We start from the raw sequence: 15,309 nt of genomic DNA, 5'->3' as shown, positions 1-15,309 counted from the left end.
AATGCTGTTTTTTTGTATAAAAAAAGGTATCTTCAACAAACAGGGATGTAGTGTCTTCGACACTAATAATAAAATGAATAAGGCAAGTAGTGCCACTGTTAAGAAAGAGACTTATGTTAGAGATTGCTCTAGGCTCAGCATTGATGTATTACTTTACAACGCAAGCCTTCGAAATAGAAAAAAAACCAGAAGGTGCTGTGTACTTCACAGAAACTTTAGACTCCAGAAATTCCTCTTTTACTCGTAATCATCGTGAAGCGGTAGTTATTAAACCGGCAATTGAAGATCAGTTTAGGGGTATCGTTCGTCAAGCTTATGATTATAGTTGTGGTTCTGCAGCTTTAACGACCTTGTTAAATGGTTATGGTGGTTTAAAGCTTACTGAGCAGCAAACGATGACTGGATTACTCCAATATGGTGAGTATCAAAGAATTATCGAGCGGCGTAGTTTTTCACTATTGGATATGAAGCGTTTTGTGACGGCCTTGGGGATGAATAGCGGCGGATATAGGGGGGAGTTTTCTGATCTTACCTCTTTAAATCAGCCTGCTATTGTTCCAATTACCTATGCTGGATTTAAGCATTTTGTAGTCTATAAAGCATATAAAGATGGAAGGGTTTATGTGGCTGATCCCTCGTTGGGAAACATAAGCTTTGATGAGTCTAGGTTTAAAGAAATTTGGGATAATAACACTCTATTTATTGTAGATGTACCAGAGCCGTATCGAAAAAACTTATTGGCATTACAGGATGTAGATATGAGGCATGTGGAGGATGCAACAATTAATAAATATGCGCTTGCTGAAATACAATTTCCTTCACAAAGATTCGAACGTTTGGCAGATAAAGCTTCTACCATGCGCAAAGTTCTGGATGCTGATCCTAATTCAAGTAATTACAATAAGCCTATTACGACTTATATGCGTATGTACTATAAGCGGAAATAACTTAAATTCATTAAATTAAATGCATAAGTAGGACGTGTCATAATGAAAAATACATGGATGAATATGGGAGTGTTAGCTTTAAGTTTAAGTGCTATCACATCAAATATTTACGCAGAAGAAGTAGCTCAGAGTGATCAAACACAAGTAGGCAATGCAGTTGAATCTGAAGAAAATCAGGTGGCTGTTGATAGTGGTGCAGATCAAGCTGCAACTGCTTTGCAAGCAAAAGAAGGCGATGCTACAAAAGAGACTAATTTACAAGAAGTATTTACTTCAAATGAACGTCAATATTCATTAATCAAAAAGGGTATATTTTCCTCATATTATGACATTGATTATACTTACTATCGAGATAGTCGTTTAGATTTAGCTACTGGTGATAGTACAAGTGCATTAGCTAGATTACGTATTGAGGAAGATGCAAACCATACTTTGACAAATACTTTTACTGTTCAGTATGGTTTTTTAGACAATTTAACTTTAACAGCATCATTGCCTTTAGTTGCAAAAAAAGATTTATTACAAGATAAAACCGCAGCTGGATTGGGAGATATAAACTTTGGGGCCAGATGGGAGCCTTTTCCATTAAAACAAGGGCGTCTTCCATTAGTTCTATTTGGTAGTTTATCTACTAAAACAGGTGATAGCCCATATGAAATTGGTATTGATGAGTTATCAACTGGAAAAGGATATTATTCAGTTGGTGTTGGTGCGAGTACACGTAAATATATTGACCCTGTGGTTTTATTTACTTCTGTATCTGCAAACTATGGCTTGAAAGAGTCTGGTTTAAATCAACTTAGAGGAAGCCGTGTTCTTGAAAGCTTTGATCCTGGTTTAAGTGGTGGTTTTTCTTTTGGTTTTGCTTACTCCTTTAACTATGATGTTTCATTAACAATGTCATACCAACAAAGTTTTAATACTGGAGCTCAATTTTATTTTAAAAATGATGAAAGTTATAAATCAGCTGATCAAAGTAGTGCAATGCTTTCATTTGCATTAGGCGTACGAGTCTCACCAGAAACGATTGTAAATGGAACTGTGGGGATTGGTTTGACAGAAGATGCGCCTGATGTTTCATTAGGCTTATCTTTCCCGCTTGATATTATAGGTTTCGGCAAGAAGCTACGTTAAGGAGATGTAAAGGTGAAATATCCTAAATTATGTCCTTTAACGATGGCAATTGTAGTCGCTGGACTTTCCAATATTACACATGCACAACTTGGTCAAGATTTGTCTGTAGATTTGCGTTCTTTATCTTTAGGAAATGCTGTTACAGCTGATCCACCAGGTATCAGTGCGGTTCATTTTAATCCTGCTGCATTAGCTAAAATTGAAGGTCTACAAACTGATGTACAAGGTATTTTAGCTAATTTCGCAATTAAAAGAGATTACTCTGCACCTGCAGGTTATAACGTTTTTGGTTATTCTGATGATCCGCTTGTCTGTAATGATGGGCCTGAAGTGAATGCCAATATTTGTACTGATTTTAAAGGTACGGTAAGTGGAGATGTTGAATATGCAAGCATCTATGTTCCAATTCTAAAGAAGATCGTCGACCTTGGACCTAATTCTCCATTAGTTGCACCTACGGCAGGAATTGCTTACAAGCCACCAGGTTCCAAAGTAACATATGCAACAGCAGTTTATGCACCTTTAGTTGCTGGATTTGGAGCTGAAGATGGTAATCCAAGCAATTATATGGGACAGCAAGTTGCATTAGAACGTATAACTTATTTATCACCTTCATTCGGTTACCAAGTAAATGATCATCTTTCGATAGGTGCTTCATTTGGTATGTCATATCAAGCAATCGCTCTAAAAACTGATTTAAGATTTCCGAACGAAATGATCGGTGTTTTACGGATGATTGATGAGGTTGTTTGTGCGCCATTTAAAGGAAATGGCGATATTATTACTAACCTACTGCTATTTGGTGTGTGTAATGTTGAAGAAGGCATGAACCCGTTCAATAAAATGGGTGCGATGGATGTTTCTCTAGAGCAATCTCTTAGCCCAAGTTATAACCTAGGTATTTTATGGGAGCCTACTGATGATTTTAGCTTTGGTATGGTTTATCAAAGTGAAGCTAAAATGAGATTGCGTGGTAAATACTTAATTAATAATGCAACAGCACCTCAACAATTAGTCGCAGGTCTTAATTCATCTGCAACAGGGCAAATTCTTGCCGCAATTTTAGGTTTACCAGGTTTTGTTCCGAATGTTGAGTCTGGTCTAATGGCTATGGATTTTAAATATCCGCAACATTTTAAAGCAGGAATAAAATATAAAATTTTTCCAGATTTACAAATGAATTTTGATGTTGGTTGGACTGATTTTGCGGCTTGGGATAAATTTAAATTTGAATTTGACCGCCAAATTTCATTATTAAAAGTTGCCAAACTACTTTCTAATGATGTAACAGATCGTTCTCTTGCTTTACCTTTAAAGTTTCAATCATCATGGCGATGGGGTGTTGGCTTTGAATACTCAGCGACAGATCGTTTAAAACTACGCATGGGATATGAGCCACGTACTAGTTCTATTCCTGATGATAAGCGGAATACGATGGTACCAATTAATAATGCCCAATTGTTTGGTCTAGGTATTGGATATCGTTTTGATCAAGACACTGATTTAGATTTATCTTTGGGATTTTTACGTAGCCGTGATGATATCCCTGCGAATACCAGTAGTCTTGCAAATAAAACGGGTGTAGATAACATCCTACTTAACCCTTATGCTGGTTTAGATATTAAAACCAATACTAAAGTAACATTACTTGGTATTAATTACAGAACTAGATGGTAATGGAAAAGAAAATTAATCAACGATCAAAACTTGCTTTGCTAACCTTATGTCTTACATATGCAAGTGGATCGCATGTATACGCTGATAGTTTTTATACAATCATTGGGCCAGATGGTCGTCCAATGATTGTGCCTAGAAGAATTGAAAATAAACCTTTAGCTTCTGATAATCGTGTTGCCGAAACGGTTAAACGAGAAATACCAGCCAAGCAGCAATCACAAGAGAAGCAACAGATAAATAAACCATTAGTGGTTGATTCAACTCAATCTAAAAAACAAACGCAACCAAGAGTTGAAAATGGAGTGGAGGTAAATAACAAGGCTCACCAAGTTGAATCAGTAAACAAAATAGAACCAAAAGCTAGTCCAAAGATAGAACAGCAAAAGTCAGTAAAAGTAAATGTAGAGCAGCCAAAAATTATTTCCTTTACACCTCCCGATTTAATTGTTCAAAATTTAGATAAAACGGAGGTTCTGCCGACAGGAAATGAAACTAAACCATTCACTAATATTGACGGAACTGAATACGTAAATAATGAGTTTTTGGAAAATCAAGAATTTAATTTAGAAGGAAAAAAAAGATTTTATTCTTTGCCAGATGGCAGTGGTCGTATGGAAACGATTGAACGGAAAAAAGGAGTCAGTCGCTCAGTTCTTGACAAAATAATCGGTAAACAACCAGCTAGCTCAACTACAATTGCACTAGCTGAAAACTATGTCAGATTATCTGCTGAAGATTTAGCAGTGGCATTTGAAAATGATCGCTGTTTCTTACAGAATTATTCAAAATCTATTAAAACACTAACGTCACAAAAAGAAATTGGACTTTGGCCTCGTAAACCACTGAAAGAAAAATTTGAATATGAAGTGGTTAAACTTGATTCCAAAGTTGACTATATTCAAGTTGACTCTTATGCATCTAGCAATCAGAAACCTAGTTATTATTGGCCATTAATTGTATTTCTTGATGATAAAGGATGCATGCAAGAGGGTGTAAGTGGTTTTAAAAATGGGTTACTCCCCGCAACATTATTTCAGCATTCAGCAATATACGGTGTCATTAAAATACCTTCAAATATCAAATATCTAATGATGACACCTTTAGCTTCGGCTGTAGATGTCAGTGAACAAGAACTTTCCAATCAAGGACAGATAAAGATTTCTGTTTTACAGTAATTAGAGTTTAGGGAAAATTAATTATGTATAAGAAACTATTATTACCATTCACTTTTTCGGCATTAACACTTTTTTTAAATGGTTGTGGAGGCGAGAGTGCAAAAATTAATGAAGATCCAACAAAAGGGGTAGGTGGAGTTACATCTAATACAAGTTGTAAAGTTACAAATGATGACTGTCTGCAGTTCGTATTAGATTATCCAATTGCTGGATTAAATTTTGATTGTAGCAGTGATAAAGTTAATCATTTCGTAACGAAGTTAGAAAGTAACGTTATGACTGGTGCATGCAAAGTGGGTGATACTGTTAGTTTCTATATACAAGGCAAAGATGCTAGAAAGATCACTTTAGGTAATGTAAAGCTTGATGATATTTATAAAGTAAAAGAGCTAAGATTCCCATTACCAAGAATACGTTTAATTGATATAGCGAGTTCTTTAACTGGACAAATGCCGACAACCATTGATCAAAATAATGAGACTATACGTGTTGCTTTGGCTCTAGTAAAAATTTTTCATGCAATAGGTTTAGAGCAAGGAGATAGTATCAAAGGCGATATTCAACCTACAGAAATAACTGATGAAAAGAAAGATTTATTGAATAAATTAAGTAAAGACGTTGGCTTAAGTGAATTAAGTAGTGGGGCATATATTGAAATTTTGAAGCCTTGGGTTGACGTAACAAGTATTTCGGATGAAGAAGCATTAGTAATGTTTTCAAAATTGTTGAATCTAGCAAATGCAGGTGTTTGGCAAGCAGGACCGCCAATTTTACTGACGGGAAGTGGGCTTCCTGCAACAAATAGTACTGATGGATTTTTTGGATGTAATCAGGAAGATTATAGTAAATGTATTGATCCTAAAGTAGGTAGTAATTTAATTCATTCAATGGGAAGTTTCTTATTGATTACTGATAGACAGGGATATACTATTGGTTCTGGTGAACAATGGCGCGGTCCTGCAACTATAGTAAATGGAACACTTTCCCCCCCTGTGACTCTTATAAGTAAAGTGAAGCCAGCGAAAATACAAGTTAATGCTCAAAATAATTGGTTAAATCCACTTACTCGTGGGATTAATTCAAGTGAAACTTTACAGATGATCCTTAGTAATAACTCAATAGAAAATTTAAAGATTACATCTGGGAAATTACTTAATGGTCATACAATCCCAGGAACTGATGGGATATATAGAAAACTGTTAAATTTAAAAGAAACAGATCCTGTTGATAAAAGTACTTTAGGAAAATGGAAGCAATCTATTGACAGCCTTTCATATAACGGTTCTGTTGAGATATACAAAGCAAACCCACCAAGTAATCTTTTAAAAAATGTTTTTAAAACCAAAGAAAATGTTAAGTCAAATGATCAGTATATTTTCCCACTTTATGCAACGCTGACTTTTAGTTTTTCTGATCAAAGTATTACTGATAAAATTAAACTTGGCATAGTTGTTGATGAACATGGTGATATCCGAACAGATATAAAACCCAATGCAACAAATTCTGATATGTCTGGAACTTGTGCTACGGTCAAATCAATAAATAGTGATGGTACAATTACTGATAGTAATGACCAAATTCAATATCGAATAGGCACTACAGGTACTACAAATTTTGAGGAAACAGATAAATCTATTTCGGTTCGTATGATTTTATCAAATCCTAAGTTTGGTTTACTCAATGGTGCGGTTTTTGGATTGAATATTGATAAAATTGGTGGCGCGAAAATTAATTTGCAAAACTTATTAATGAATACAGTCTCTCCTAATATTACATTAACTGACTTTGAGGATGCCAATAATACTGTCTATTGGTTAAATACATATTCTTATTATCAAGCTGTATATGTAAATATATATGACAAGCTAAGTAGTGATATTGATAGAAATAAATATGTAAAGCCTACCGATGAGGAGCGTGTATTAGCTAAGCGTTGGAGTGGTCCTGTTACAATATCTTTAGCGAGCCAAGAGCTATCTAATCAAAATAATACTGAGTGTAAACCAGTAAAAGTAAAGCCATAATCACAAAAACTCTTTTTTCTAAAAAAACATCTAGAAAATTAGATGTTTTTTTAGATTAATTGTAGTGATTAGAATGTTTTTTTATTTTGTGAAGATAAATTATTTATAAAAAAATTAGCTCATAATTTAGAATAATGATTTATTTAACCTGTTTGATCTAAACGAGTACCTAACGTTTCTAGATGAGAAGGAAAAAGTCCTTGTTTACGATCTTCAAAATAATGTCGCAGGGTATGTTCAACACTCGGAAAAGCAAGTTCAGCCCATGGAATTTCATGTTCTTCAAATAAACGGCATTCTAGGCTTTCTTCACCAGCACCGAATAAACCTTGTTTTAATTGGGCTTTAAAGAGGACATAGATTTGTCCAATGCGTGGAATATTATACATGCAGTAAAGTTGTTCAATTTCTACTTCAGCTTCAGCTTCTTCTCTTGTTTCGCGTGCGGCCCCTTGCTCCATTGTTTCGAACAATTCCATATAGCCAGCAGGGAGCGTCCATAATCCATAACGGGGTTCAATGGCACGACGACAGAGTAAAACTTTGTCATCCCAAATTGCTAATGCCCCACAAATCACTTTTGGATTTTCATAGTGGATGTTGCCACAGTTTGTGCAGACCAGTCTTGTTTTATGATCACCTACTGGGATTTTTGCTTCAGTTTGATGTCCACACGCAACGCAAAAGCTCATAATTATCATCAGCGATAGAGATAACTCAGCATAACCGAATTTTTATCACTTCGCATCATGATCTATGATTGTCATTGAAATTTCAGTTATGATGATTTGTAAGGATCGTAAGAATAAGAGATGAGTCATATGGAAGAGCCATCGTTAATACAACTTTTAGAACAACGGTTGCGTTTTTCCAAACGAATCCAACAAGCAGATGCAGCTGTGTTAATTGCGATTACGCAAGAAGCACAGCCTAAAGTATTGCTCACGCGGCGTTCTATGCAATTGTCTCAACATGCAGGTGAAGTATCATTTCCTGGCGGTAAGCGTGACCCAAGTGATACGAGTAATATTGTGGTTGCTCTACGAGAAGCACAAGAAGAAACTGCATTAAATCCATTTGATGTCAAGCTTTTGGGTGATTTGCCTTTGCAACGTGCTCGCAGTGGTTTATCGGTCAAACCTATTGTAGGTTTGATTCCTGCTGAAGTGGATTTAATTGCCCAACCCACAGAAATTGATCGTATTTTCTTTGCCCCGTTACAACAGTTAATTGATGCGCCGCCTTTACCGTATGAAGTTCGCCTTGCGAGACAGTCAATTTATTTTCCAAGTATGCAAGTTGAGAGTGAAATAGTTTGGGGGCTGACTGCACGCATGTTGGTGTCGTTATTTCAATATGGACTGGGATATCAAAAGAATTGGCCTTTCCTAGTAAATCCTCCTCATTTTGGTTTATCTAAATTTTAATCATATTTTATCAAGGTGAATTTTTAACATGATGTATAAGTATCAAGGATTGAGTCCAAAAGCATTATATGAACCGTGGGATGGTTGGATTGCTCCAACAGCGACGGTGATTGGTCAAGCAGAATTAGGTCGCCAAGTCAGTATCTGGTTTGGTGCGGTTGTCCGAGCCGATAATTCTAAAATTCGTATTGGAAGTTTTTCAAATATCCAAGAAAATGCTGTTTTACATACAGATGCAGGAATCGAACTCAATATCGGGGAATATGTGACAGTTGGTCATCAGGCAATGTTACATGGCTGCACCATTGGAGATAACTCTTTAATTGGTATAAATGCTGTCGTATTAAATAATGCCGTAATTGGTAAAAACTGCATCATTGGTGCAAATGCCTTGATTCCTGAAGGTAAAGTTATTCCTGATAATTCTGTGGTTATGGGTTCACCAGGAAAAGTAATTAAAACTTTAGATGAACAGGGTGCTGCGAGATTGCGTTTAAGTGCCTTACATTATGCGGAACACTATAAAAACTTCTTAGAGTTGGAAGAATTTACATTCAAGTAAATTGAATTAATATCAATTCATTATTTGCCAAGAATCAACTTGGCTTTTTTGTATCTATCAAAAGCCAATAACTCGCATAGCGCGTTTGGGTGGAGTATGATACTCACCGTTTTTTATCTCTTTTAGACTAAGGTTTTTGCATGAAGTTGCTTGCATTGGAAACTGCAAATGAGCAGTGTTCTGTTTCATTGATTGATGAGGTTCAGGAACTATTTTTCCAATTGGATGCGCGACCAAAAGCACAAACACAAACAATTTTGCCGTTAATTGAACAAGCATTATTGAAAACAGGAATACAACTTTCTGATTTAACAGCAATCGCCTTTAGCCGTGGACCAGGTTCATTTAGTGGTGTTCGTATCAATGCTGCTGTTGCACAGGCATTGGCATGGTCTCAAGATTTACCCGTTATTCCTATATCTAGTTTACAAGCTCTAGCACAAGCAGCATATCGTTTGACGGGTCTAACTCAGGTCAGTGCTGTGCTCGATGCGCGTATGAAAGAGGTCTATATTGCTAATTTTAGCTTAGATGATCATGGAATTATGCAGGCTGTAGATGCTGAAAAATTATTAAATTATGAAGATGCCGCAGATTATTCTCAATTTGAAATAATTGGTTCTGGTTCAGAATTGATTAATCCTGATCTCGTAAAATCAAGTGACGATTCTATGTCAAAAATTATTGCGACTGCACAGGATATCTCAATCATTGCTCGTGTATCTGCCATGCAACAAAAATGGGTAGATGCTGAACAGGCATTACCTGTGTATTTGCGTGATGATGCATGGAAGAAAATTCCAGATCAAGGTAAAGAAAACTAGGGTGAATTATGGATCTTTTATTGCTATTAAAAGCAGCAATGATGGGGTTGGTCGAGGGCATTACTGAATTTCTACCCATTTCGAGTACAGGACATTTAATTCTAACTGGTCAATTACTTGATTTTTGGAGTATTGAAAAAAGAGATATGTTTGCTGTGGCGGTACAAATAGGTGCAATTGCTGCTGTCATTTATGAATATTGGGGGAAGTTGTGGGGTGCCTTGATCGGTGCACTTACAGGACAAGAACAAGGTCGTCGCCTCAGCCTAAATTTAATTATTGCTTCAATTCCAATCGTAATTATTGGCTTGACCTTTGGTGATGTAGTAAAAGCTTATCTTTTTAATGCAATTACAGTCGCGATTGCTTTAATTATTGGTGGTTTTATTATTTTGTGGGCCGAACGTCGTCAGCATCAAGTGGTTAGTCATGAAGTTGAAGATTTAACCTTTAAACAAGCTACATTAATTGGTCTTATCCAATGTTTTGCGCTTATACCAGGAACTTCACGCTCAGGTTCAACCATTATTGGTTCACTGTTTTTAGGTATTTCACGTAAAGCTGCTGCCGAGTTTTCATTTTTCCTAGGTATTCCAGTGCTGATGGGTGCAGGTTTATTAGATATGTATAAAATGCGTCATGAATTGCATAGCAATGACATGGTGGTTTTAGGTGTTGGAATTGTTGTCGCTTTTATTTCTGCATTGATTGTGATTCGAGCACTGATCCGATATGTCTCTAAACATGACTTCACCGCATTTGCATATTATCGTATCGGTTTCGGTCTTTTTATCTTGGCGACTTGGTGGACAGGTTGGGTGCATTGGTAATGCAGATGAAATGTTGGTATCCAGCAGAATGTGAACAGCAATTTCAGCGATTGCAAACACGTTTGGCTGAACTGAGTGTACAGCTTACAGGGCAATTGGTTGAAAAGATCAATGCCCGTTTTCTGCGTTTAAATCCTGAGATGGCATTGGTTTTGGATGAAGATGGATTGAGCCTTTCAGCGAATGGCATGAAAATGCAACCCGATTGGCATGCTGAAATTCCTCGTTTAAAACGGGCCAGCTTAAAATCGGAAATGCTTGCCAGAGCCTGTCAACTTGGTGAAAAACCAAGCTTGATTGATGCAACAGCAGGACTTGGTCATGACAGTTTACTTATGGCTTATCTCGGAGCAAATGTTCGTTTGATTGAACGACATCCGATTCTATTCGTGTTATTGGAATACACTAAAGCACAAGCTGAACAAGATGCATTTTTACAAGCACATATGTCACGCATTCAACTGATTCATGCCGATTCAAATCGCTATTTAAATGAGTTGGCACAACAAAGTGAATATGTAGATGTTGTGTATTTAGATCCTATGTTTCCGCAGCGTGATCAGAATCATCAAGCCCAGAAAAAACAAGCACAAGTGAAAAAGCAAATGCAGTTATTGCACATGTTACTACCTGAAGATGGAGAAATGGATTTAGGTGATCAGCTGTTGCATTTAGCTCAAAAAATTGCGAAGAGAGTGATAGTTAAACGACCGAGACATGCTGTTTATCTAGCAGAGCAAACACCGGATCATCAATGGTTGGGAGATGCATGTCGTTTTGATGCATATTTTCCAAAAGGTCAAATATAAATAAGAGCAATTTGATTGTTTGGCTTGCGTCAATGCTACGTAAAGATTTGTGATATAGTGCAAAAGCATGATTGCTAAAAAATTCTTGTCGAGCTTAAACTACAGTCACGCATAGCGTCTTTTTAGAAAAGTACGGTTTATTCAATATTTAGAATAGCATGTTTTCAGTTTAGGCTAGAAAAGAGAACCTCCCGAAGAATTTTATGATTGACCTTAAGCCCTCTATTAATATCTGGCATGATTTTAAAAGTAACCAAATTGCTGGAATGTGGTTGTTTCTTGGGTCACGTCGTTCATTACAAGTCGTTCATCCATCGATTACTCAACTTATTATTTGGGGAGTTTTGGGTGGATGTACCAACTCTTTATATAGTTGGTTAGTAGCAGGTCAAATTGGTGATTTTAACCCTCAAGGGCTGATTGGCTATGCACTTTGGCCTTTTATTGCATTGATTGTGGGTATTTTCCTCTCTCAACGCATGAATCAACCTCGCTTGATGTTAGTACCTGCATTATTGTGGCTTGTTCTTGATACCAATATTCTGCTTTTACAATGCATAATTCAGTATTTGGGTTCAAACGGCTATCTAAATTTTATCCCAGATAGTATCTATAATGGTTTCTTGCCTCCATTGTTTGTCGGTTTATTCGTATGGCAAAGTCTCGCCGTCATTTGGGTCTTTTCTCGTGCATTAAACTGGCCGTGGTGGGAACGTGGTTTAGTTTTTATTGCCACTATTGCGACGATGGTCGTTTGGCAGCTTTCAGTTAAAGATCAACCCATTTGGAAAGTAGAACAAACACCACCAAGTTTCGCCGAAGATGCGTTTTATGCTCAATCTGATTTACTAAATCAGGCGCTTGATCAGATTCAATATGGTGATATCACTAAAAGTCATTGGTATTTTATGGGCGTGGCTGGCGATAGCTATGTGGATGTATTTAAATCAGAAATTGAGCGAATAAGAGAGCAGTTTGATACACGATTCGGAACGGTTGGTCGTTCTATCATGTTAATCAATAATCCAGCGACGCGTTTAGAAGTGCCGATCGCTTCTAAAACCAGTATGGAATTGGCTCTACGCCGTATTGGTCAGCAAATGAATCGTGATAGCGATGTGTTATTTTTATATATGACTTCACATGGTGAACGTAATCATTTTGAAATTGAAAATGCGCCTTTAAATTTGGGGCAAGTTGATCCGAAGTGGTTACGTGAAACCTTAGATAAGTCAGGGATTCGCTGGCGAGTCATTGTGATTTCAGCTTGCTATTCGGGTAGTTTTATACCCGCATTACAATCACCTGATACTTTAATTATTACTGCTTCAGCAGCAGATAAAACCTCTTTTGGTTGTAATAATGAAGCTGATTATACTTATTTCGGACGTGCATTTTTCGATTTGGCAATGCGTGAACAATATTCGATGAAAACAGCATTTGAACAAGCTAAGCAAACTGTTACGAAGTGGGAAGTTGCACAAGGTGTTGAACCGTCTGAACCTCAATGGGCAATCGGGCGTAATATGGAATTGATGTTGCCACAATTAGAACCATATTTATTTCCTACACAGAATTTGACAACAACAGACATTACAAAATCACAGGATGATCAACATGCAGCTCATGCAAAAAAATCGTTGTTTTGAGGGTGAACAACGAATTTATCAACTTGAATCTCAACATCTTAAAGGTTTAACTAAAGTAGGCGTATATTTACCACCTGCAGCTTTGGACGGTAAGCCGTGTTCAGCATTATTTTATCTCGCTGGTTTAACGTGTACAGAAGATACCTTCGCGATCAAAGCACATGCTCAACGAATGGCGGCGCGATTAAGTCTGATTTTGATTATGCCTGATACTTCACCCCGCGGTGAAAATGTGGCAAAAGGGGATCATTGGGATATTGGTCAGGGTGCAGGTTTTTATATCAATGCGACGCAACAGCCTTGGGCTGAACATTACCAAATGGAATCTTATTTGGTTGATGAACTGTATGCGCGTGTATTACAAGAGTTTCCAATCATCGAAAGTCAAATTGGTATCTTTGGACATTCGATGGGTGGTCATGGTGCTTTGACTTTGGCATTTAAATATCCTGAACAATTTAAATCAGTTTCTGCTTTTGCTCCGATTTGTGCACCAAGTATTTGTCCTTGGGGAGAAAAGGCATTTAGCCAATATCTAGGTGCTGATCAACAACAATGGTTAGGGCATGATGCTACTGCATTGGTTCAACAAAAAGGTCGAATTTTTGATGAAATTCTGATTGATCAAGGTTTGGATGATCAGTTTTATGATCAATTAAATCCTGAACAGTTTAAGCAAGCTTGCTTAGATGTCGGTCAACATCTGACTTTGCGTTTACATAAAGGCTATGATCACGGTTATTACTTTATTCAAAGTTTTATTGATGATCATTTACAGTTCCATGCCATACAATTAGAAAAAGTTGCAGGTTAAAAAAAGAAGCTCATATGAGCTTCTTTTTAATGATGCTGCCATTCAACAATAAACTCTTGTTGTGCCATACGATTTAAATGGTCAATCACCACCTGTTCTAATCGCTGAACATCATCTTGCTGATTTTCAATCAGTACATCTAAGTGCTGTTCATTTGGCGTAAGAGTCACCGTTGCTGTCGGCATGAAAATTTTTGAATGTAGCTCAGTCTCTGATACTTCAAATTTATGCTTCCAATGATTCACTAAACGTTTACTAATACGTTTGGCTTCAATTGTTTCAATTTGAGTTGTGCTATTCATATGTTTAGGTCATCTTTTTATGTCATAAGAAAACATAACAAACATGAAAGCACAAAAAAATAGTATCTCTGCAACGGCATGTTGCATGTTTGCAATGCTCGAATAATATGTTTGTAACAGCCCTAAGCAGACTGAATTTGCTATAATTGATCAATCATTTCTTCCAAGTTGCCAGGTCATCCATGTCCAAGCCTTATTTAATTGCTCCTTCAATTTTATCTGCTGATTTTGCACGTTTAGGTGAAGATGTAGAAAAAGTTCTAGCTGCGGGTGCAGACGTTGTACATTTTGATGTGATGGATAACCACTATGTGCCGAATCTGACTTTTGGTGCGGGTATCTGCAAGGCATTAAAAAACTATGGTATTAAAGCACCGATTGATGTGCATCTTATGGTTTCACCTGTAGACCGTATGATTGGTGATTTCTTGGATGCGGGTGCAGACATTATTACGTTCCACCCTGAAGCAACAGATCATATTGATCGTTCTTTGCAGTTGATTCAGTCTGGTGGTGCGAAAGCAGGTTTAGTATTCAATCCTGCAACGCCGTTACATCATCTTGATTATGTTTTAGATAAAGTGGATCAAATTTTGTTGATGAGTGTAAACCCAGGTTTTGGTGGTCAGAAATTTATTCCGATGACTTTGGAAAAACTTCGTCAAGCACGCAAAATTATTGATGCGAGTGGCCATGACATCCGTTTAGAAGTTGATGGTGGAGTAGGTCCAGCCAATATTCGTGAAATTGCGGAAGCTGGTGCCGATATGTTTGTTGCAGGTTCAGCAATTTTTGGTCAACCTGACTATAAAAATGTGATTGACCAAATGCGTGCAGAGTTGGCAAAAGTTGGTGCGACAGAAGTTTAGTGTTTTCATCCTATTTTTCACATAAGTCTGTGGATAACTTTGTTTATAACTGGGTGGATAACCGTGTTGATAAGCAGGTGGATAAGATGTTGTTAAAATAAACAAAATGATTTCAGTTGTTTATATTCACAACAAATTGGTGAAAAAAGGACAAATTTCTGTCCTTTTTTTGTGCATTAACTTATTCATTTTGCTTTATTTTTGCCCATGATTGTTGAAGTGTTGATTCGCTTGATAAAACAACAGTTTCGAGCGATGTTAAGATG

The 15,309-nt window shown here is 36.9% G+C and carries 15 protein-coding genes; 13 read left to right on the top strand and 2 right to left on the bottom strand.

Annotated elements, in window-relative coordinates:
* The first annotated feature begins 113 nt into the window (after nt 1-113).
* From NGC85_RS13465 to NGC85_RS13445, 5 genes are read left to right on the top strand one after another with little or no spacing between them, the layout of a single operon-like run.
* A complete protein-coding gene (locus NGC85_RS13465) occupies nt 114-947 on the top strand; it encodes a C39 family peptidase (RefSeq protein ID WP_254731836.1) in 834 nt (277 codons plus the stop codon).
* Nucleotides 948-989: 42 nt separating this feature from the next.
* Nucleotides 990-2,081: a hypothetical protein gene (locus NGC85_RS13460; RefSeq protein ID WP_254731834.1), complete on the top strand. Its 1,092-nt coding sequence runs from the start codon at nt 990-992 to the stop codon at nt 2,079-2,081.
* Nucleotides 2,082-2,093: 12 nt separating this feature from the next.
* Nucleotides 2,094-3,758, top strand: coding sequence for an OmpP1/FadL family transporter (locus NGC85_RS13455; protein WP_254731832.1), 1,665 nt, complete (start codon nt 2,094-2,096; stop codon nt 3,756-3,758).
* Nucleotides 3,758-4,933, top strand: a complete 1,176-nt coding sequence (filE, locus tag NGC85_RS13450) for a putative pilus assembly protein FilE (protein WP_254731830.1) — start codon at nt 3,758-3,760, stop codon at nt 4,931-4,933. Before NGC85_RS13455 ends, filE begins: the two co-directional genes overlap by 1 nt.
* A 23-nt stretch (nt 4,934-4,956) precedes the next feature.
* Complete coding sequence (locus NGC85_RS13445; RefSeq protein ID WP_254731828.1) at nt 4,957-6,957, top strand: hypothetical protein; 2,001 nt, start codon at nt 4,957-4,959, stop codon at nt 6,955-6,957.
* A gap of 143 nt (nt 6,958-7,100) precedes the next feature.
* Here the strand turns inward: NGC85_RS13445 and NGC85_RS13440 are convergent, their stop codons facing one another.
* On the bottom strand, nt 7,101-7,649 hold the full coding sequence (locus NGC85_RS13440; RefSeq protein WP_254731826.1) for an NUDIX hydrolase: 549 nt from the start codon (nt 7,647-7,649) through the stop codon (nt 7,101-7,103).
* Nucleotides 7,650-7,769: 120 nt separating this feature from the next.
* Between NGC85_RS13440 and NGC85_RS13435 the strand changes: the two genes are divergently transcribed.
* The 7 genes from NGC85_RS13435 to fghA all read left to right on the top strand — a co-directional run bounded on the left by NGC85_RS13435 (nt 7,770) and on the right by fghA (nt 13,872).
* Entirely contained in the window at nt 7,770-8,384 is a 615-nt protein-coding gene (locus NGC85_RS13435) for a CoA pyrophosphatase (protein WP_167539050.1), read from the top strand.
* A 31-nt stretch (nt 8,385-8,415) separates the two neighbouring features.
* On the top strand, nt 8,416-8,946 hold the full coding sequence (locus tag NGC85_RS13430) for a gamma carbonic anhydrase family protein (protein ID WP_254805608.1): 531 nt from the start codon (nt 8,416-8,418) through the stop codon (nt 8,944-8,946).
* A gap of 140 nt (nt 8,947-9,086) precedes the next feature.
* Nucleotides 9,087-9,770, top strand: coding sequence for a tRNA (adenosine(37)-N6)-threonylcarbamoyltransferase complex dimerization subunit type 1 TsaB (tsaB, locus tag NGC85_RS13425; RefSeq protein ID WP_254731824.1), 684 nt, complete (start codon nt 9,087-9,089; stop codon nt 9,768-9,770).
* Between the two features lie 8 nt (nt 9,771-9,778).
* The gene (locus NGC85_RS13420; RefSeq protein WP_254731822.1) at nt 9,779-10,600 is read left to right on the top strand and encodes an undecaprenyl-diphosphate phosphatase; all 822 of its coding nucleotides are present in this window, start codon (nt 9,779-9,781) and stop codon (nt 10,598-10,600) included.
* A complete protein-coding gene (locus NGC85_RS13415; RefSeq protein ID WP_254731820.1) occupies nt 10,600-11,409 on the top strand; it encodes a class I SAM-dependent methyltransferase in 810 nt (269 codons plus the stop codon). The genes NGC85_RS13420 and NGC85_RS13415 overlap by 1 nt, the downstream gene beginning before the upstream one ends.
* Nucleotides 11,410-11,612: 203 nt before the next feature.
* Nucleotides 11,613-13,058, top strand: a complete 1,446-nt coding sequence (locus NGC85_RS13410; RefSeq protein WP_005057759.1) for a C13 family peptidase — start codon at nt 11,613-11,615, stop codon at nt 13,056-13,058.
* Entirely contained in the window at nt 13,027-13,872 is an 846-nt protein-coding gene (gene fghA, locus NGC85_RS13405; RefSeq protein WP_254731818.1) for an S-formylglutathione hydrolase, read from the top strand. Before NGC85_RS13410 ends, fghA begins: the two co-directional genes overlap by 32 nt.
* Before the next feature lie 26 nt (nt 13,873-13,898).
* On the opposite strand, the gene NGC85_RS13400 is transcribed toward fghA, so the two are convergent.
* The gene (locus NGC85_RS13400; RefSeq protein ID WP_254731816.1) at nt 13,899-14,174 is read right to left on the bottom strand and encodes a DUF2218 domain-containing protein; all 276 of its coding nucleotides are present in this window, start codon (nt 14,172-14,174) and stop codon (nt 13,899-13,901) included.
* Nucleotides 14,175-14,356: 182 nt separating this feature from the next.
* Here NGC85_RS13400 and rpe point away from each other — a divergent pair, with 182 nt between their 5' ends.
* The gene (gene rpe / locus NGC85_RS13395; protein ID WP_254731814.1) at nt 14,357-15,043 is read left to right on the top strand and encodes a ribulose-phosphate 3-epimerase; all 687 of its coding nucleotides are present in this window, start codon (nt 14,357-14,359) and stop codon (nt 15,041-15,043) included.
* The last annotated feature ends 266 nt before the right edge of the window (nt 15,044-15,309 follow it).

Source organism: Acinetobacter sp. Z1, assembly GCF_024296945.1.
Lineage (GTDB): Bacteria > Pseudomonadota > Gammaproteobacteria > Pseudomonadales > Moraxellaceae > Acinetobacter > Acinetobacter beijerinckii.
This window is presented reverse-complemented; position numbering and strand designations above follow the sequence as displayed.